Origin of the sequence: Streptomyces sp. 3MP-14 (assembly GCF_006334905.2) — a bacterium.
Taxonomy (GTDB): Bacteria; Actinomycetota; Actinomycetes; order Streptomycetales; family Streptomycetaceae; genus Streptomyces; species Streptomyces triticirhizae.
This window is the reverse complement of the sequence record NZ_VDLZ02000002.1, coordinates 191,858-210,827: the sequence shown is the minus strand read 5'-3', so window position 1 is coordinate 210,827 and position 18,970 is coordinate 191,858. Positions and strand designations below refer to the sequence as shown.

The 18,970-nt window shown below is 74.2% G+C and carries 15 protein-coding genes; 6 read left to right on the top strand and 9 right to left on the bottom strand.

Annotated features, from left to right (window positions below):
- Positions 1-41: 41 nt before the first annotated feature.
- Positions 42-2,264: a DEAD/DEAH box helicase gene (locus FH609_RS03340; protein WP_226961363.1), complete on the top strand. Its 2,223-nt coding sequence runs from the start codon at positions 42-44 to the stop codon at positions 2,262-2,264.
- Positions 2,265-2,316: 52 nt separating this feature from the next.
- On the opposite strand, the gene FH609_RS03335 is transcribed toward FH609_RS03340, so the two are convergent.
- Positions 2,317-2,784: a MarR family winged helix-turn-helix transcriptional regulator gene (locus tag FH609_RS03335; RefSeq protein WP_193318086.1), complete on the bottom strand. Its 468-nt coding sequence runs from the start codon at positions 2,782-2,784 to the stop codon at positions 2,317-2,319.
- Between the two features lie 115 nt (positions 2,785-2,899).
- Between FH609_RS03335 and FH609_RS03330 the strand changes: the two genes are divergently transcribed.
- Together FH609_RS03330 and FH609_RS03325 are read left to right on the top strand one after the other, a co-directional pair.
- Positions 2,900-3,460 carry a MarR family winged helix-turn-helix transcriptional regulator gene (locus FH609_RS03330; protein WP_139673737.1) on the top strand — a complete coding sequence of 187 codons (561 nt, stop codon included), beginning with the start codon at positions 2,900-2,902 and terminating at the stop codon, positions 3,458-3,460.
- Between the two features lie 531 nt (positions 3,461-3,991).
- Positions 3,992-6,034: an ABC transporter ATP-binding protein gene (locus tag FH609_RS03325; protein ID WP_139673735.1), complete on the top strand. Its 2,043-nt coding sequence runs from the start codon at positions 3,992-3,994 to the stop codon at positions 6,032-6,034.
- 105 nt (positions 6,035-6,139) lie between these two features.
- Here the strand turns inward: FH609_RS03325 and FH609_RS03320 are convergent, their stop codons facing one another.
- From FH609_RS03320 to FH609_RS03310, 3 genes are all read right to left on the bottom strand, one after another.
- Positions 6,140-6,673 (bottom strand): ferritin-like domain-containing protein, encoded by a 534-nt coding sequence (locus FH609_RS03320; RefSeq protein ID WP_139673732.1) that lies wholly within the window; start codon positions 6,671-6,673, stop codon positions 6,140-6,142.
- A gap of 198 nt (positions 6,674-6,871) precedes the next feature.
- Positions 6,872-7,666, bottom strand: a complete 795-nt coding sequence (locus FH609_RS03315) for an Fpg/Nei family DNA glycosylase (RefSeq protein ID WP_139673729.1) — start codon at positions 7,664-7,666, stop codon at positions 6,872-6,874.
- 74 nt (positions 7,667-7,740) lie between these two features.
- Positions 7,741-8,058, bottom strand: coding sequence for a hypothetical protein (locus FH609_RS03310; protein ID WP_139673727.1), 318 nt, complete (start codon positions 8,056-8,058; stop codon positions 7,741-7,743).
- An 86-nt stretch (positions 8,059-8,144) separates the two neighbouring features.
- On the opposite strand from FH609_RS03310, the gene FH609_RS03305 reads away from it, so the two are divergent.
- Complete coding sequence (locus tag FH609_RS03305) at positions 8,145-8,963, top strand: class I SAM-dependent methyltransferase (RefSeq protein WP_139673725.1); 819 nt, start codon at positions 8,145-8,147, stop codon at positions 8,961-8,963.
- Positions 8,964-9,256: 293 nt separating this feature from the next.
- The gene (locus FH609_RS03300) at positions 9,257-10,000 is read left to right on the top strand and encodes a hypothetical protein (RefSeq protein WP_139673723.1); all 744 of its coding nucleotides are present in this window, start codon (positions 9,257-9,259) and stop codon (positions 9,998-10,000) included.
- A 115-nt stretch (positions 10,001-10,115) separates the two neighbouring features.
- Here the strand turns inward: FH609_RS03300 and FH609_RS03295 are convergent, their stop codons facing one another.
- The 3 genes from FH609_RS03295 to FH609_RS03285 all read right to left on the bottom strand — a co-directional run bounded on the left by FH609_RS03295 (position 10,116) and on the right by FH609_RS03285 (position 15,704).
- A complete protein-coding gene (locus tag FH609_RS03295) occupies positions 10,116-10,937 on the bottom strand; it encodes a hypothetical protein (RefSeq protein ID WP_139673721.1) in 822 nt (273 codons plus the stop codon).
- 279 nt (positions 10,938-11,216) lie between these two features.
- Positions 11,217-13,760 carry an alpha-L-arabinofuranosidase C-terminal domain-containing protein gene (locus FH609_RS03290; protein WP_139673718.1) on the bottom strand — a complete coding sequence of 848 codons (2,544 nt, stop codon included), beginning with the start codon at positions 13,758-13,760 and terminating at the stop codon, positions 11,217-11,219.
- A gap of 828 nt (positions 13,761-14,588) precedes the next feature.
- A complete protein-coding gene (locus FH609_RS03285; RefSeq protein ID WP_139673715.1) occupies positions 14,589-15,704 on the bottom strand; it encodes a PucR family transcriptional regulator in 1,116 nt (371 codons plus the stop codon).
- Positions 15,705-16,097: 393 nt separating this feature from the next.
- Between FH609_RS03285 and FH609_RS03280 the strand changes: the two genes are divergently transcribed.
- A complete protein-coding gene (locus tag FH609_RS03280; protein ID WP_139673712.1) occupies positions 16,098-17,006 on the top strand; it encodes a UbiA family prenyltransferase in 909 nt (302 codons plus the stop codon).
- A gap of 40 nt (positions 17,007-17,046) precedes the next feature.
- On the opposite strand, the gene FH609_RS03275 is transcribed toward FH609_RS03280, so the two are convergent.
- Both FH609_RS03275 and FH609_RS03270 read right to left on the bottom strand, forming a co-directional pair.
- A complete protein-coding gene (locus FH609_RS03275) occupies positions 17,047-17,970 on the bottom strand; it encodes a carbohydrate ABC transporter permease (protein ID WP_139673708.1) in 924 nt (307 codons plus the stop codon).
- A gap of 17 nt (positions 17,971-17,987) precedes the next feature.
- On the bottom strand, positions 17,988-18,944 hold the full coding sequence (locus FH609_RS03270) for a carbohydrate ABC transporter permease (RefSeq protein ID WP_139673705.1): 957 nt from the start codon (positions 18,942-18,944) through the stop codon (positions 17,988-17,990).
- Positions 18,945-18,970 lie beyond the last annotated feature (26 nt).

Here is an 18,970-nt window from a genome sequence, read left to right as displayed (position 1 = left end):
GGTCGCCCGGGAGGCGGGCACGAGGAACGGGGTGAGGGGGCATGGGCGGGAGCGGGCAGCGGAACGGGGGCGCCGGCGGGGGCATGGGCCGCCTCGCGGCGCGGGAGTTGTGCGCGCGGGCGGAGGCGTTGGTCACGTCCGCCGAGGCGCTGGTCGCGGACCACGCGCGGGCGTGGGAGAGCGCGCGTGAGGCGCTCGCTCCGCTGCGCGCGGAGTTGGTGCGCACCGAGCTGGCGCGCATCCCGGTCTCTCGGCTGCGCGAGGTGACCTCGGGGCGGCTGCGGGTCGCGGCGCTGGAGGAGGCCGGCTTCGACACGGTGGGCAAGGTGGCCGAGGCCGCGGAGTACCGGCTGCGGCAGGTGCCGGGGGTCGGCGAGGTGTCGGCGCGGCAGGCGCGGGCGGCGGCCGCCGGGATCGCGCGGGCGGCCGAGGAGACGGTGGCCGTTCGGCTGGATCTCGACCGGCGCGAGGAGCCGGGCGCAACGGCGCTCGTGGTGGCGCTCGGCCGCCTGGTGAGCGCGGGTCCCGAGCTGCCGCGCGCCCGGCGCACGGCGGCGGAACTGGCCGAGGAGCTGCGGGCGTTGCTGGTGGAGGCCGCGCCGGCGCGCGGCCGGCTGCGGATGCTGACGGTCGGGCGCCGGCGCAGGGCGGCGGCCCGGGCCGCGCTCCCCCGGCTCGCCGCGACGCTGGCCGAGCTCGCCGAGCGCGAGGTGCCGACGCTGCTCGCGCAGGTCTCGGCCGACCTGCTGCGCGAGCCGCCCTCCGCGCTCGACGCCTGGCTCGACTTCGCCACCAGGTCGGCCGACTACTACGCGGTGCTGAGCGAACTCACCTCGGGCGCGGCCGAGTTGGCGTCCGCCGAGGGCTTTCTGCCGGGCGAGGTGGTGGCCCGGGTGCGGCTGACGCCGTTGGACGACACCGCGCGCCGAGTCGCGCTCCGTGGCTACCAGGAGTTCGGCGCCCGCTTCGCGCTCAGCCAGCGGCGGGCGATCCTGGGCGACGAGATGGGCTTGGGCAAGACCGTTCAGGCGTTGGCGGCCCTGGCGCACCTGTGGTCGGCGGAGGGCGCCCGGCACTTCCTGGTGGTCGCGCCGGCGAGCGTGCTGCTTGGCTGGGTGCGGGAGATCGAGGCGCGCAGCGCGCTGCCGGCGTACCGGCTGCACGGCCCGGACCGGGCGGCGGCGCACGCGGAGTGGGCGGAGCGCGGCGGGGTCGCGGTCACCACCTTCGACGGGCTGCGCGCCCTGCCGGGCCCCGGGGCGCCGGGGCCCGAGGTGGCGATGCTGGTGGTGGACGAGGCGCACTACGTCAAGAACCGCGCGGCGCTGCGGTCGTTGGCCGTGGCCGCCTGGGCCGAGCGGGTGGAGCGAGTGCTGTTCCTGACGGGCACGCCGATGGAGAACCGGGTCGGCGAGTTCCGCGACCTGGTCAGCTATCTGCGTCCCGCGCTTGCGGACGGGGCCCTGGGACGGGAGGCGGCGGCCGGCGCGGTGGCGTTCCGCAGGGCGGTCGCGCCGGTCTATCTGCGCCGCAACCAGGCGGACGTGCTCACCGAACTCCCGGAGCTGGTGCGGGTGGACGAGTGGGAGGAGCTGTCGCCGGGGGACCTGGCCGCCTACCGGGCGGCGGTGGCCGGCGGCAGCTTCCCGGCGATGCGCCGCGCGGCCTATGCCGACCCGGCCGGCTCGGCGAAGCTGGGCCGGCTGCGGGAGATCGTGGCCGAGGCCCGGGAGAACGGGTCGAAGGTGCTGGTCTTCTCCTTCTTCCGGGAGGTGTTGGCGACCGTCGGCGCGGCGTTGGGGGAACGGCCGGTGGGCACGATCGACGGCTCGGTGAGCGCGCCGCGCCGGCAGGAGCTGGCGGACCGGTTCGCCGCCGTGGGCGGGCACGCGGTGCTGCTGTGCCAGATCCAGGCGGGCGGGGTGGGGCTGAACCTCCAGGCCGCCTCGGTGGTCGTGCTGTGCGAGCCGCAGGTGAAGCCGACCTGGGAGCACCAGGCGGTGGCCCGCGCGCACCGGATGGGGCAGGTGCGGTCGGTCCAGGTGCACCGGCTGCTGGCGGCAGACAGCGTGGACGAGCGGATGCTGGAGCTGCTGGCCCGCAAGGAGCGGCTCTTCGACCGGTATGCGCGGCGCAGCGAGGTGGCGGACTCGGCCGACGAGGCGGTGGACCTCTCGGACGCGGCCATCGCGCGGCGCATCGTCGAGGACGAGCAGCGCCGCCTGGCCGGCGAGGCGGCGCCCTCCCCGGGGTCGCCGGGCTGAGCCTCGCGGGTCCCTCGCGGGTCCCTCGCGAATCCTTCTGCGGGCGGCGCCGTCAGGCCGGCCGGGGCCGGCCCTCGGCGAGGGCGCGTTCGACGTTTCCGGCCATGGCGGCCAGGGTGTGGACGGTGGCGGCGTACCGCTCGGGGCCGATGCCGGTCAGCAGCAGGGCGCGGGTGCGCTTGACGTGCTCGGCCAGCTCGGCGTGCACGGCCGCGCCCCGGTCGGTGAGGGCGAGGGCGCCGGCGTCGGGCTGCCGGACGGTCCAGCCGCGCTCGGTCAGGTCGTCGAGCAGCGGGCCGAGCGCCACCTCGCCCTCTCCCCAGAACGGTGCGAGCGTCTCGCGCAACTCCGCGTCCGTGTGCGGGCGTTGGGCGAGGGAGTTGAGCGTCTGCCAGTGCCGGCGGCCGACGCCGTGGTGGGCGAGGGTGGCCGCCAGCTGCTCCTCCAGCAGGTTGTGCAGGTGCCTGAGCCAGTAGCCGATCGGCCTGCGGGTCGCGGTCTCCACGGGTCGCCCTCCCATACATGTGTTTGTACATGTAACTGTACATGCGATAGGACCTGGACCGGGTATCGTTCCGGACCAGGGGTTCGTGGCGCATCCGGCCACGGCGGGACGTGAACGGACAGGGACTGCGATGACTTCGGACCGGGAGCCGGCGGAACGGGACCCGGCGGAGCGGGCCGGAACGGGCGGCGCCGAGCGGGAGCTGGCCGCCATCGAGGGCGCGCTGGTCGCGCTGGCCCGGTCGCGCTCCCGGCGCGCGCTGGCGGCGCTCGCCCGCCGCAGGAACGCGCTCCCCGGGCGCCAACCCGAGCTGCCGAACGCCGTGTTCGAGTTGCTGGACGCGGTGGCGGCGGCGACCGAGCGCGGGGAGCGGCCCACGGTGGGCGAGTTGGCCACGGTGCTGGGCGTGGACCAGCCCCGGGCCAGCCGGCTGGTGGGCCGGGCCGTGACGGCCGGGGTGCTGCGCCGGGTCGTCGACCGGCACGACGCGCGCCGCTCGCCGGTGGCGCTGACCGCCAGGGGGCGGCGGGCGCTGGAGGGCGTCAGCGCGTTCCGGCGGCGGGTGGTCGGCGAGGCGACCGCCGGTTGGTCGGCGGCCGACCGGCGGGCGCTGGCCAGGCTGTTGCCCCGGCTGGTGCGGGACATGGCGGCCGTGACGGCGGCCGATCCGGCGGAGCGCGCCGACGGTTAGGCGGCGCGCCCGGCGCGCGCCGAGGGGGTGCGCCCATGCCGAATGCGCCTTCCGGGAGATGTCCGGATACCGCCGCCGGCACCCCCGAAAACTCCGGCGGGCGACACCCGGGTCAACCCGGCCCCCGCCGCCGCCTGTTACCCAGCGCAACGATGGCGAAGGCGTCGCCGGAGGCGCGGGGAACGGCCCGAGAACGGTCGGGCTTCCCATCCGCACAGCGGGGAAGGGCCCTCAGCCGGCGCCGGAGGGTTGCGCGACAACCGGCCATCGGCAACCGGGCGGCGCCCGGGAATTCCGGCGCGGCTGTCAGACCCCGTCCCTAGGGTGGCCGACATGTCACTCAGGGTGATGAGAGCGGGCAGCCGCCCCGTCTCCTTCGCCCACCGGACCGTCCCGAAAGGCGACGCACATGCGCCCGTTCCCCCTTCCCCCCGCCCTCTCCCTCATCTCCGCCACCGACCCCAACCCCGCCCCCGCATCCGCCCGCGCCCACGCCTCCGCCACCGACCGCGCCCGGACGGGAGGCCGTCGATGAGGGCCCGTCGCCGGGCCGCCGCCGACCGGCGCCGTGCGGCGGACCACGGGCCCGAGGTCGAGATCTCCGCGTCCGAACGGGAGTTGTTCGGAGGCCCACTGGTCTATGACACCTCCTGGAGCCAACACGAGGACGTCCGCTACCAGTTGGACCTGCGCTCGATGATCGGCGGAATGCCGGGTCTGGTGGGGCGTGCCGTCGGGCTCGCCTGGCGGGCGGACCGGCGGGCGACGATCCAGGTGGCCGCCGCCGAGCTGCTGCGCGGGGTCAGCCAGGCGCTCGGCCTGCTCGGGGTCAACTGGCTGCTGGCCACGCTGCTCGCCGGCGGCGAGATCACCGAACGCCTGCGGGACGCCGTGCCGGTGGCCGTGCTGCTGGGCCTGGTCGCCGGGCTGGGCGCGGTCTGCGGGGCGGTCTCCACCCTGGCCACCGGCCCGTTGGAGCCCAAGGTCGAACGGCTGGCCAGGGAGCGCTATCTGGAGCGTGCCTACCAGGTGGAGATGCGGGCGATGGAGGACGAGGACTTCCACCGGCTGCTGGAGTCGGCGCAGTACGGGGCGACCTCGGCGCGCAACATGATCCGGCACGCGGTCTCGGTGATCGCCGCGCTGCTCTCCCTGGCGGCGGCGGGCGCGGTGCTCACCACGCTGCACTGGCTGCTGCTGCCGATGCTGCTGGCCATCGTGCTGCCCCGCGCACTGGCCACCCTCAGCGTCGCCAGGCGACGCTACCGCAGCTTCCACCGCTGGGTTCAACACAGCAGGGCTGCCGCGATGTTGGGCCGGCTGATGACGAACACGGACGCGGCGCCGGAGATCCGGGTGCACGGCGTGGGGCCGTACATCCTGCGGCATTTCCGGGGGATGTCGGCCAGTCAGGAGGGCGAGCAGGCGCGCCTGGCGCGGCTCGCGGCGCGCACCGAGTTGCTGGCAGCGCTGTGCGCGGGGGCGGCGGCCCTGGCGACCTATCTGCTGCTGGCGGGTCTGCTGTGGACCGGCGCCATGGCGCTGGCCGCCGCCGGCACGGCGGTGCTGGCCATCCGCACCGGCACGGCCAACCTGGACGGACTGGTCCGCCAGATCAACTACCTGCACGAGGAGTCGCTGTACGTGGGCGATCTGGACCGGCTGATCGTGGAGTCGGAGCACCACCGGATTCCCCGGGGCGGCGGGGCGCTGCCCAGCCCGGTGCGGACCATCGAGTTCGACCGGGTCTGCTTCGCCTATCCGGGCGGCGGCGGCGAACCTGTACTCACCGACGTGTCGTTGACGCTGCCGGCCGAGGGCGGCGCCGTGGTGGCCCTGGTCGGTGAGAACGGCTCGGGCAAGAGCACCCTGGCCAAGCTGCTCTGCGGCCTCTACCTGCCGGCCGGCGGCAGCATCCGGTGGAACGGGGTGGACGTGCGGGAACTGGACCGGCAGGCGGTCTTCGGCCACTGCGCGATCGTGCACCAGGACCACTTCCGCTGGCCCATGACGGCCCGGGTGAACGCCACGATCTCCCGCACCGACCGGCCGGTGGACGAGGAACGGCTCGCGGACTCGGCGGCGCACGCGGGCGCCGACCGGCTGGTGGCCGAGTTGCCCCGGGGCTGGGAGACCCTGCTGTCGCGCACCTTCAAGGGCGGGCACCAGCTCTCCGGGGGTCAGTGGCAGCGGCTCGGCATCGCCAGGGCGCACTACCGGGACGCGCCGCTGCTGGTGGTCGACGAGCCGACGGCGGCGCTGGACGCCAGGGCCGAGGCGCGGGTCTTCGAGCAGATCAGGTCGCTGGCGGACCGGGGCCAGACCATCGTGCTGATCACCCACCGCATGGCCTCGGTGCGCCATGCCGACGTGGTCCATGTGCTGCACGAGGGGCGGCTGGTGGAGTCCGGCACCCCGGAGGAGTTGCTGGCCGACGCGTCGGGGCACTACCGGGCGCTGCACGACCTCCAGGCCGCCCAGTTCCGGCCGGTGCCGGGGCAGGGGCCCGGGCCGGCCCGGGGCGGGAAGCGGCCGACCGGCGGGGCGCGACGGACCGTGGAGGTGGATGGCTGAGGGAGCCGGTGCGGCCCGGGCCGGAGCCCGGCCCGGGCGGCCCCCAGGACGAACGGAACGGGAACGAGAGGGGGTTCGGACGCCCGGAACCCAGGTGCCGGAGGGTCAGATGCCGAGGAGGTCGACCAGGTCGTCGGCGTGGTCTTCCTCCTCCTCCAGGATCGACTCCAACAGCCGCCGGGTGGTGGGGTCGTTGTCGCCCAGCCAGCGGATGATCTCCTGGTAGGTGGAGATCACGATGCGCTCGGCGAGGAGGTTGTCCTTCAGCATCGCCTTGAGGTCGCCGTCCTTCGGCGTGGTGTAGTCGGTGGTGGCGCGCTGGGCCAGGGTCGCGGGGTCGAAGTCGGGGTCGCCGCCCAGCTGGGAGATGCGTTCCGCCGCGCGCAGCGCGTGGTCCAGTTCCTCCTTGGCGTGCTCGGTGAACTCGGCGGAGACCTGGGCGCGGTCGATGCCGGTGGCGGCGATGGCGTGCCGGGTGTAGCGCAGCCAGCAGACCACCTCGGTCGCCACCACGTCGTTGAGCACCCCGATGACCCGGTCGTGGTTGAGGCCGTAGGTGTCGGTGACCGGTCCTGCCTCCATCCGTGCCCTGGCCTCGTCGCGAATCCGGGTCACATCGAGGACGAAGTCGTCGGTCATGCGGGGGTCTCCTTCGTGCGCGGGCCGGCCGCGCGCCCGAGGTGGGCGTGGCGGTCTCGGTTCCGGACAGTAGGCAGCCGCCGAGGTCCGCCCCGACCGGCACACGCTGAGCGGGACCGGTCGCGACGCCAATGGAGCAGTTACGCGCCGCACCCGGGCGCGCGGGAGGACCGCGCGCGGCCCCGCGCGCCGGTGCGCTCAGGCGTGGGCGGCCGGCTGGTCGTGGGGACACCACACGGTGCCGCGTCCGGCGACCCGGCCGTGCGCGAGTTCGGTGCCGCAGCGCGGGCAGGTCCCGGCCGGCTCGTCGCGGTGGCCGGTCAGCCAGGAGCGGCGCGGCGGCACCCGCCCCGCCCGCACGGAGACCCGGAGCACCTGCTTCAACGCCCGGTTGAGTTGGCCGTGTTGGGCCCGGTCGAGCTGGTTGGTGCGGCGGGCCGGGTGGAGGCGGGCGTGCCAGAGGACCTCGTCGGTGAGCAGGTTCCCGAGCCCGGCGACGCGGGACTGGTCCAGCAGGGCCGCCTTCAGCTGGCGCGGCCGCCCGTCGAGCGCGCCCGCGAGCTGTTCGCGGGTGAGGGAGAGGGCGTCGGGCCCCTGGTCGGCGAGGAGCCGGTCCACCTCGCCGGGGTCGGCCGCCAGCCACAGGCCCTTGAGCTTGCGCTGGTCGCGGAACCGCAGCTGCTGTCCGTCGTCGAGGGTGAACAGCACCCGGTCGTGGGCGGCCGGCGGTTCGTCGGCCGGCGTGCAGACCAGCCGGCCGGTCATCCCGAAGTGGAAGAGCACGGCCGGCCCGCCGGTGTGCATGATCAGCCACTTGCCGTGCCGCTCGGGCTCCGCGATGCGGGCGCCGGCGAGGGCGTCGCGCAGCCGCCGGGCGCTGAGCCCGCCGCGCAGCACGCCCGCGTCCGTCACCCTGACGCCGGTCACCCTGCGCCCTCGCCCGCAGGCGTCCAGCACCCGCCGGTACTCCTCGATGTCCGCCAACTCCGGCATGAGCCCGACCCTAGGCGCGGCCCGGCGCCCCGGCACGGCGAGCGGGTCCGGTCGGGTCACGCCCCCGCCCGGGATCAGTCCCCCGCCGGCGCCGCCCCGGCCGGCCCGTTCCCGCCCCGGTCGTTCGGGTGGGCGAACGGGTCGCCCGCGACGCCGGCGAGCCGCACCAGGCCCAGCCCCCGGACGTCGTCGTCGATCAGCACCCACAGCGTGAACGCGAGCCCGCCGGCGGCGGCCCGTTCCCGCGCCCAGCCCAGGACCTCGTCCACGTCAGCGCCCCGGACCTCGTACTCGTCGGCGACGTTCACCCGCCGGTCCCAGAACGAGACCCGGTAGACCGCCTCGTCGTCTTCCCAGCGGGTGTCCCTGGGGTCCCTGCCCTCGATCCGCATGAGAACGACGGTAGGCCGGCGCGGACGGGGGGACGGTACCCGATAACGCGTTGAGCGGCGGTCAACGGCCGCCGCAGGATGGGGGGATGAGCGAGGAGCGAACCGACGACGACGGCTATGCGGAGCTGGTGGCCGAGGGCCTGACGACGCCGTTCGAGGGGTGGGACTTCCGCCCGTGGCACGGGCGCCTGACGGACCCCGAGGACGAGCTGCCCTGGAGCTACGAGGCCCTGGTGCGCGAGCGGCTACCCCGGGTGACCTCGCTGCTGGACCTGGGCACCGGCGGCGGGGAGTTCCTCTCCTCGCTGGCGCCGCTGCCCGCGCGGACGGCGGCGACCGAGGGCTATCCGCCCAACGTCCCGGTGGCCAGGCGCCGACTGGAACCGCTGGGCGTCGAGGTCGCGGCGCTCGACGAGCGAGACGACGACGGCGGAGGCGGCGGAGACGGTGCGGGCGGCGAACTGCCGTTCCCCGACGGTTCGTTCGACCTGGTGATCAGCCGGCACACCGCCTACCACCCCGACGAGCTGCGCCGGGTGCTCACCGACGACGGGGTGTTCGTCACCCAGCAGGTGGGCGGCCTGGACCTGGCGGAGATCAACGAGGCCCTGGGCGCTCCCGAGCACGCCTACCACGACTTCTGTCGGGACTCGGCCAGCCGGGAGCTGGTGGACGCCGGCTGGACCGTGGACTGGTCGGCGGAGGCCCGGGTTCCCGAACGGCTGCCGGACATCGGCGCTTTGGTGCTCTTTCTGCGGCTCACCCCGTGGCATGTCCCGGACTTCGACGTGGCGCGGTACGACGCCCCGCTGCGGGAGCTGCACCGCGCGATGCGCGCGGGCCGGCCGCTGGAGGTGAGCTGCCACCGCTTCGCTCTGGTGGCCCGCCCCAACGGGAAGGGCTGAAACCGCGCGCCGAACGCCCCGGGGACGCTACCCTGAGACGAACACCGGGGAATCCCCGCCCCAACTCACCGTCACGGCACGCCAACTCGCCGCGTTGGTCGACAACTCCCCCCAGATGGCGGCGAACCACGCCCACATGTCGGACATCTCCCGATCGTGGCGGTTCCCGGTACCGTGAGCGGGCACGCACGGCGGCCGTCGGGCACGGCGGGCCGTGGGGCACGGGAACGCCCGGCCCGCCGCCCGACGTTCCCCCGGCGACGGCCCCCGCGAGAACCAGGGACGGACGGACCATGGCACGCGACACCACCCGCCATCTGACGGAGGCGCTCGACGCCTGGCAGCGGGCCAGGGACCTGCGGGAGGCCGGGCGGACCACCCGCGCGGGGATGGTCTACCAGCGCGGGATCAACGCGTTCCTGCTCCACCGCACCCTGCTGCGCCGCGCGGAGAACGCGGCCGGGTCGGCGTCGCGCACCGACCTCACGCCCGTTCTCTTCGCGCTCGGCGCCCTGACCCGCGAGGGCGTTCCGGTGATCGAGGCGGCCAGGTCGCGCAGGTTCGCCACCCTGCACGCCCGCACCGGGCTGGCCGCCGCGCACCTGGCCGACCCCAGCCGGGGCGTGTCCGAGTCGATCGGCCCGACGCTCTCCGGCGCGCCGGAGCAGCTGCCCCGGGTGGCGCCAGGCGACGAGGCGCCCGTTCCGGCCGACGAGCGGATCGCCGGCGCCGCGTCGTCCCGGCTGCTGATGGCCCGCCTGATGGCGGACTATCCGGCGGTGTTGGCCAGGGAGAAGCGGCGGTGGACGGTGGCGGACGAGGAGCCGTTGCCCTTCGTCCGGGAGCGGCGCCGGTTTCGCGGCGCGGTGCTGCCCGGCTGCGTCGGGCTCGACCACCGGGCGGAGACCCGCCGGCTGGCCAGCGACGGGGTGCGGATCTACACGGAGTTGACCCGCGTGCTCCCCGTCTACCGGCCGGCGCTGGACCGCGCCAAGGAGGACCTGGCCGCCGTCCTGGCCCGCCTCGGCGACGGCTGAGCCGGGCCACCCGGGCACCGCCCGGCGCCCCCGCGCCGCATCACAGCGCACCGCACCACGCCGGCAGGCGCGCGGCCCCGCCGGCCCGGCGACCCCGCCGCCCCGAGGGGCCGCGTCAGCCCTCGCAGCCGACCCGCTCCTTGGCCAGCACCACGTCGTCCAGCAGCAGGTCGTAGGAGGTCGGGTACGGGTCGGCCTGGTAGAGCTGCCAGCCAACGCGCACCGTGTCGAACTCGGGGAAGACGAAGTCGACCTGCTCGCCGCCGTGTTGGGTGGTGGTGACGGTCAGGTCGGGCTGGTGTTCGCCGTCCAGCCAGACGTCGACCCGGTTGTCGGACGCGTCCTGGCGCCACTCCACGCAGGTCCAGCGCCCCGCCTCGGCCGGGGCCGACTCCCGCCAGTCCGTCCAGTCCCCGGTGGGCCCGCCGTCGGAACCGACGCCCCACAGCGCGACCCCGTCGCCCACCTCGGGCACGTACTGGCCGCCGATCGGCCGCACCAGCGTGCCGTCGCCCTCGCCGGCCGCCTCGACCAGGGTGAAGTGCGCCCAGTCGGGCTCGGTCGGGAACTCGGCGACGAAGAGGTCCATCCGCCCGTAGAAACTGTTCCCCGGCGCCTCGAAGTCCTCGACGGTCAGGAACGCGTGGCCGTTGCCCTCGGTGTGCACGGCGAGGGCCTGGCCGTCCTCGGCCCGCTCGTCCGCCACCACGGTGAGGGCCCCGTCGCGGGTGTCGACGCCCCAGCTCGCCTCGGTGACCTCGCCGGGCGGCAGCAGCTCGAAGTCCTCGCAGAAGAGGAACTCCCGCTGATCGGTGGCGCAGTCGAGCTCCGGGTCCGGCGTGGGGCAGGCGGCGGCCGTCGCGGTGGCCGAGGCGAGCAGTCCTGCGGCGGCGAGCGCCGTGGCCAGGCGCCGGGAGGTGGCGGTGCGGGGGGTCATGGGGAACTCCGCTCGATAGCTGAGGCCGGATCGGTGGCGGGGCGGCGGCCCTTGGTGGACAACGACCCCTGGGAGCGCTCCCATTCACGCTCGAACGGAACCATAGGCCAGCGGACCGGCGTCCACCAGATGTCGTCCCCGGTTGATCCGTCGGCGGACGGATCAACCGGGGACGAGTACCAACTCGCCGCGCCGGCCGGGCGGTTGACCATGCCCGGCCGGCGCGGCCCGGCGGCGAACGAGCCGGGTCCTCGGGCTCCTACGCCTCCTACGGCTCGGTCACGGTTCGGTCGGTATCCGCAGGAAGGTGACCGAGTTCGGCGGGAAGGTGTAGCTGAACGCGTTGGCCACGCCCTCGAACGTCGAGGTCTCCGGCTGGATCGGCCGCTCGGTGCGGGTGTTGACCGCCTCCGGGTCGCCCTGGAGCACGGTGACCTCGGCCGTGTCGCCGACCTGGACCTCGTTCCCGAGGTCGATGGCGGTGCGGGCTGCGTCGTCCTGGGCGTTGACCACCTTGACGATCAGCTCGCCGGTCTCCTGGTCGCGGGTGACCACCTGGCGGAACGGTTCGGCGACCGCGTCGTCGGTGAAGCTGCCCCACTCCTGCCCGTCGAGCAGCAGGGTGACCTCGCGCCCGCGCACCTGGACCTCGATGTCGTAGGCGCGACCCTCCTCGATGGTGGTGGTGTCGCCCTCCAGCACCGGGCTCCTGGCGCCGTTGACGCCGCGCTCCACGGCCGAGCGGGTGTTGCCCCAACCGCCCAGGTTCCACCAGTAGTAGTTGCCGGTGTCCTGCACGCCGAAGGCGATCAGGAAGCCCTCCTCGCCGGACTGCTTGGTGGCGGTGAGCTTCAGGTCGTAGTCGGTCCAGCCGGTGTCGCCCGCGATGACCAGGGCGTCCTCCACGCCGGCGTCGGTCTGGGCGTAGGCGCCGTCGACGATCTGCCAACTCCCGTTGCCGTTGCCGCTCCAGCGGTCGGCGCCGCCGGAGAAGTCGTCGGCGAAGAGGGTCTCGCCGTCGGCCGAGGTGACCTCGACGTCGTCGTAGGTGGCGCTGGTCAGCCAGGTGCCCAGGCCGATGCCGCCGCTGATGGGCTCCTGTTCGATCGGGGTCGTGCTGGCCTGGCTGGGAACGACCTCGTGGCCCCGGTTGACGCTGAACAGCTTCTGCACCTCGTAGCTGGCCGACGGCCAGGACTCACGGTTGTTGAACCAGATGAGGTCGGGGTGCCACTGGTAGCTGTCCTCCATGGCGAAGAGCGGCGCGTAGGAGGCCATCTTCACCACGTCGGCGTTGCGCTCCAGGCCGGTGAGGAAGGACGCCTCGGCGAGCGCGTTGTAGAAGGTGTTGTCCCGGGAGGCGTACTCGCCCAGGAAGACGTCGGGGCCCTCGCGGTCGTAGGAGTCGTAGCGGTCGTTGTTCTCCAGGAACCAGGTCGGGTCGTTGTAGTAGTGCTCGTCGACCATGTCGACGCCGCCCTCGGTGTTGAGCCGCCACAGGTCGTCGAAGAGCGGGCCGCTGGAGCCGGGGCCGGAGTTGCTGACGACGGTGATCTCGGGGTACTCGGCCTCGATGGCGGCGCGGAACTGCTCGAAGTTGGCGTAGAACTCCTCGGCGAGGTTCTCCTCGTTGCCGATGGCGACGTGGGTGAGGCCGAACGGCTCGGGGTGGCCCATCTCGGCGCGCAGGCCGCCCCAGGTGGAGTCGGTGGGGCCGTTGGCGAACTCGATCAGGTCGAGGGCGTCCTGGATGTGGCGCTGGAGCAGCTCGGGGTCGTCGGTGTGCTGGTTCTCGCCGCAGCCGGTGACCAGGGCGGGGAGCACGGGCAGCGGCATGGCGCCGATGTCCTCGCTGAACTGGAAGTACTCGAAGTACCCGAGCCCGTAGGACTGGTTGTAGCCCCAGAAGTTGTGGTTGGTGGGCCGCTCCTCGACGGGTCCCACGGTCTCCTTCCACTGGAAGGAGCGCTCCCTCGGGTAGTCGGGTGCCTCGTACGCCTCGTGGGTGCCGGTGTTGACGATGCAGCCGCCGGGGAAGCGGACGAAGCTCGGCTCCAGGTCGGCGACGGCCTGGGCGAGGTCGGGGCGCAGGCCGTTGGGGCGGTCGCGGAAGGTGTCCTGGGGGAAGAGCGACACCATGTCGAGGGCGACGGTGCCGGCGCCGCCGGCGACGACCTCGACCTGGCCGGCGTCGGTGGTGGCGTCGGCGGTGAGGGTGCCCTGGTATCTGGTCCACTCCCCCGAGGTGACCTCGACGGTCAACGGGGCGGCGAGCGCGGCGCCATGCTCGTCCCGCAGGGTGACGGTGAGGGGGGTGGCGGCCTGGTCGGTCCTGGCCCAGACGGAGAAGTCGTAGCCGGCGCCCTCGGTGAGGGCGATGCCGCCCCAGCCGGCGTTGGCGAGGCCGAAGCCGGCGTCGGCCGAGCCGCCGTCTCCGTTGAGGGCCAGCCGCAGGTAGTTGCGGTTGTTCTCGTTGAGCCGGCCGTCGTCGTCGACCACCTCGGCGGTGCCGCTCGCGCCGGCTGAGACCTCGCGCCACCCGGTGAGCGGGGTGTAGGAGGCGTTGTCCTGGGTGGTGAACTCGAAGGAGCGGTTCTGGATCAGTTCGGCGTAGAGTCCGCCGTCGGCCGCGTGGTTGATGTCCTCGAAGAAGACGCCGTACATCGTCTCCTCGATGGTGGGGCCGGTGGCGCCCGCGTCGACGGAGAGGGTGTAGTCGGTCTCCGCCACGGCGGGGTCGGCCACCGTGGGTGGAGCCACGACGAGCGCGCCGGCGATCAGCGCTCCCGTGGTGAGACCCGTCCTGAGTCTCTTGCTTGCCATGCGGTCTCCCGAAGTTGTCCCTGCTTCTGGTCTCGCACCGAGGGACGCCCCGCCGTTGTCCGATATGTCGAACGTCGCTCAGGTGCCCGAACGGAACATAGAGGCGCCCCCATGGGCCGTCAACACCTCGCGGCGGGAACGGAGTTGCGTGACGGAGCCGGAGTGACGCGGGGGGCGTGCGAGCTGGGTGAACGCGCCCACACTTCACGTGACTGGCATTAAAGAAGCGTTAAGATTGCCGGGTTCAGGCAATGAAAATCGCATCTCAGGAATGGCATCATCGAGTCACCAGCAGGAAGCGGTGGCAGCGGGAGCGAAGGCTCCCGGGGTGGTTGCCCGATGTCGGCATGACGGCCTCGGACATCCCACCACGGCGGAACTCCCGGCGGGGTGTGCGACGGCGACGTCGCGTCCGGGAGGCTCCACCGTCCGTCACCGCGGGTGGGCCCGACGCGCGCCGGGGGGCCGGGCCGGGCCCACCGCTGGTGCCGCCGAGGCCCGCGAGCGTCGGCGAGGGGGGAAGGGCGCGGCCCCGCGAGGGGGCGGCCCGGCCGGGCCGGACGCCCGGGCGTGACCGAACGCGAGAAGGCCGAGGGGCGAGCGGGGGGATGCCTCGCCCCGGGGCCGGCCGGGGGTTTCGGTGACGCGGGCGTCCGACGGCGGCGGCGCATCCGGCCGGGGGGCCGGGCGCCGGCGCTGGCCGGGCTCGGGGTCGCGCCAACCAGGCCGGACGGGCAGGGAGTTGAGCGGCCTCGCCCATCGGGTCGAGGGTGCCTCGGCGGTCAGGGCCGCCGGGGCACCCGGGCGTCCGCCGGGCGGGCCCCTGGCTCACAACTCCTGCTCGGGCCAGCCCAGCAGCCGGGCGCCGATCACCGCCGTCTGGAGGGTGTAGCGCTGGAACGAGTCGGCGGGGTCGGCGCCGGTGAGCTGCTCTATCCGCTTCAGCCGGTAGGTGAACGCCCGCACGCTCAGCGAGAGTCGGCGGGCCGCCTCCGCCGCGACACAGCCCGCGTCGAAGTAGGCGTTCAGCGTCCGCACCAGCTCCCCCGCGCCGCCGCGCGCCCCGCGCAGCGGGCCGAGCACGGTGTTCACCAGGTCGGCCATGGCGTGCCGGTCCCGGGTGAGCACGGGGAAGACCAACAGCTCGGCGGCGCGCAGCACCACCGGCTCCAGGCGCAGCCGGTCGGCCAGTTCCAGGGCGCTCAGCGCCTCCTCGTAGGACTGCACCACGCCGCCGGGGCCCGGGTGGGCCCGGCCGATGGCGACCCGGCAGCCGCGTTCGGTGGTGCCCTCCATGGCCAGGGCGACGCGCGCCTGTTCGGCGAAGTAGTCGACGACATCGGGCTGGTGGCCGGGGGCGACGCAGACCAGCCGGGCGTCCTTGGTGGTGAGCAGCACCCGGCGCGGGCCGAAGCGGGTGGTCAGCGCGGTCTCGACGCGGCGGGTCAACGGGTCGGTGTCGTCGTGGGGTTGGTCGCCCCTGGCGACGGCGACCGTGTGGGTGTGGGCCAGTTGGAGGCCGAAGCGCTCGGCGCGCGCCGACAGGTCGCCCAGGTCGCTGCGGCCGTGCAGCAGGTCGTCGATGAACTCCCGGCGGGCCGCCTCGTCCCGGCGCACCGCGACCAGCTGGGCCCGTTCGTAGCCCTCGGCCAGCGCGTCCACGGCCTGCTCGGACGCGGCCAGCACACAGGTCGCGGCCGAGCGCACCCGGCGGGCGCCGGAGGCGTCGCTGGCGCCGGGGAGGTCGGGCCAGGCGGCCCTGGCCAGGGCCAGGTGCGCCCGGATCACCTCGCGCAGCCCCAGTCCCTCGCGCGCCGCCCGCTCCCCCAACTCCCGCAGCTCGTGCACCTCGGCGCGGGTCAGCCGGCGGCCGGTGGTCGCCACCTCGGCCAGGATCTCGGCATAGCCATCCAGGTACTGAGCGGGTATCGCCCGATAGGCCACGCGTTCTCCCGTTCTCCCGGTTGTCCCCGGTTGTCCGCCCCGGCGCGCCCGCCCCGGTGTGGCGGCCGGGCCGGTCCCCCGTTCGGCCGCCTCGCACGCCCACCGAGCGGGCGTTCCCCCGGCTGGGGCGCGCGGGCGCGTCCAGCCTAGGCGGCGCCGCCGTGCGGGGTCCGCCAGGGTGTCCGGGGGCGCGCGACGCCCGTTGCGCGCCCTACCCGGTCCGGGTGAACGGCCCGACACTCGTCCGGGGTGGGATGCCGGGGAACGCCCCGGCGTCGCCGCGCGAACGACGCGACACGGTAGGCGAAGGTACGCCAGCTCACCGGCCCGGTGCCGGACGACAGCCAACGGACAGCCAGGTCAGCCAGGACAGCCAGGAAGGAAGGCGAGGCGATGCGGGTGCGCACGGACAGCCACGGGGGGCACGGGTGGGAGCGGGAAACGGGCGGGCCGCCGGGACGGGCCCCTTCGGCGGCCCGGGCCTGGGCGCGGGCGGCGCACCCCGTTCCGGTGCTGGTGGTCACCGGGTTGACGGTCTGTCTGGCGGTGAGCATGGGCCACTCGCCCGGCTCCGCCGCGCTGGTGGCGTTGGCCGTGTTCGCCGGGCAGCTCTCGGTGGGCTGGCTCAACGACCTGGTGGACGCGGCCAGGGACGCGCGCGCCGGCCGGCTCGCCAAGCCGGTGGCGCAGGGGCGGCTCGCGCCGGCCTCGGTGGCCGGGATGGTGCTCGGCTCGGCGCTGCTGGCGACGGGGCTGACCGCGCTCTGCGGCCGCAGGGCCGCGCTGGCCCACCTGTTGGCGCTGGTCTCGGCGTGGGTCTACGACCTGGGCGTCAAGGCCACGGCCTGGTCGGTGCTGCCCTATCTGGTCTCCTTCGGGCTGCTGCCGGGCGTGGTCACGTTCGCGCTGCCCGGCTCCCCGGCGCCCCCGCCGTGGCTGGTGGTCTCCGGCGCGCTGCTGGGGTGTGCGGCGCACTTCGTCAACACGCTCCCCGACCTGGCGGACGACGCCCGGGTCGGGGTGCGCGGCCTGCCGCACCGGCTGGGCGCGGCCGGCAGCCGGGTGGCGGCGGCGCTGGCGCTGCTGGGCTCGGCGCTGGCGCTGGCCGGGGCGGCCCGACTCGGGGGCGCGCTGGGCCTGTTGGCGCTGGCGGCGGCCGCGCTGACAACGGTCGCCGGGCTGCTGTGGCTGGGCAGCGGGCGCGGCGGGGTGCGGCTGGCGTTCCCCACCGTGCTGCTGGTCGCCGCGTTGGAGATGGGGCTGCTGCTGACGGCGGGCCTGCCCTCGGGCGCGGCCGGCTGAGCCGGGGCCGCCGGCCGCGCCCTCAGGTGCCGTGCCCGGTTCAGCCCTTGACCGCGCCCTGCATGATGCCGCCGACGATCTGCCGGCCGAAGACGACGAACATCAGCAGCAGCGGGAGCGTGCCCAGCAGCGCGCCCGCCATGATCACCGACTGGTCGCGCACATAGCCGGCGCTCAGCCGGGTCAGGGCGACGGGAACGGTGAGGTTGGCGTCGTCCAGCGCGATATAGGGCCAGAAGAAGTCGTTCCAGGCGTGCACAAACGTGATCATGAACAGCACCGCCATCGCCGGCCTGGCTACCGGGAGCACCACGGACCAGAAGATCCGCAGCGCGTGCGCGCCGTCCACCCGGGCCGCCTCCACCAGTTCGTCGGGCAGCGCGTCGGCCAGGTACTGCCGCATGAAGAACACGCCCACGGCGCTGACCAGCGTCGGGAAGATCACCGAGGGCAGCGAGCCCCCCAGGCCCAGGTCGCTCATCAGCATGAACAGCGGGACGACGCCGAGTTGGGGCGGCACCATCATGGTGCCGATCACCAGCATCAGCAGGATGTTGCGGCCCCGGAAGCGCAGCTTGGCGAACGCGAAGCCGGCCAGCGTCGCGAACAGGACGGTGGAGGTGGCGATCACCGTGGCCACCACCAGGCTGTTGGCCATGGCCGCGCCCAGGCCGGCGTCCTGCCAGGCGGCCTTGAGGTTGGTGAACAGGTTGGGCCCGGGCAGGAACGGCGGCGGGCTCTGGGTGACGCGGGTGTTGTCGGTGGAGGCGGCCACCATGGTCCAGTAGAGCGGGAAGAGCGAGAGCAGGGCGGCCAGCCCCAGCAGCACATAGGCCACCGGGCCGCCGTGGTGCTGCCGCCCGGCGCCCGGCCGGAAGCGCGAACGCCGGCGCGCACTCCCGTCGTCGGGCGCGCGTTCCGCTTCCGCGCGCCCCTCGGCGTCCTTGAGAATCTGCGTGGTCATCGTCGGCGACGCTCCAGTCAGGCTCGGCGGGACAGCACGCGCCGCAGCACGCGGTGCAGCACGAAGAGAAGGATCAGCAGCAGGAACATCGCCCAGGCCACGGTCGCGGCCCGGCCCATCTGGTAGTTGCGCCAGCCCTCCTCGTAGAGCAACAGGCCCAGCGTCTGGTACTGGTTGTCCGCGCCGCCGGTGATCCCGTTGACGCCCTGCCCGAAGATCAGCGGCTCGCCGAAGAGTTGGGTGGCGCCGATGGTGGACAGCACGATGGTGAAGACGATGGTCGGCCGGATGCCGGGGACGGTGACCCGCAGGAACTGCTGCCAGCGCGAGGCCCCGTCGATGGCCGCCGCCTCGTAGCGCTCACGCGGGATGGCCTGCATCGCGGCCAGGTAGAGCAGCGCGTTGTAGCCGGTCCACCGCCAGATCACCATGCAGGAGATGGCGATCTGGGCGGGCCACTTGCGGCTCTCCCAGTCGATGTTGTCGAAGCCGAACAGGCCAAGACCCCAGTTGATCATTCCGAAGTCACGCTCGAACAGCATGGTGAACACCAGCGCCGCCGCGCCCACCGAGGTGGCGTACGGCGTCAGCGCCGCGACCCGGAAGAACGCCGAGCCGCGCAGCTTGTAGTTGAGCAGATGGGCCAGGCCCAGGGCCATCAGCAGCTGGGGAACGGTGGAGATCACGCCGATGGTGAACGTGTTGGCCAGCGCGTTCCAGAAGCGGTCGTCGTTCCACAGCGCGGTGTAGTTGTCGAACCTGAGCCACTCCATCCGGTCCATCGTGGCCAGCTCGACCCGGTGCAGGGAGACCCAGAAGGTGAAGATCAGCGGGTAGGCGCTGAAGGCGGCGAAGATGACGAAGAACGGGGCGATGAAGGCGTAGGGCGCGACGCGCAGATCGAGACGGTGCGGCAGGTCGCGCCAGCGCCGCCGCCGTTGGCTGGCCGGGGGCGCCGGAGTGCGGGTGGCCACGGCTGGCTGGTCCTTTCCTGGGTGGC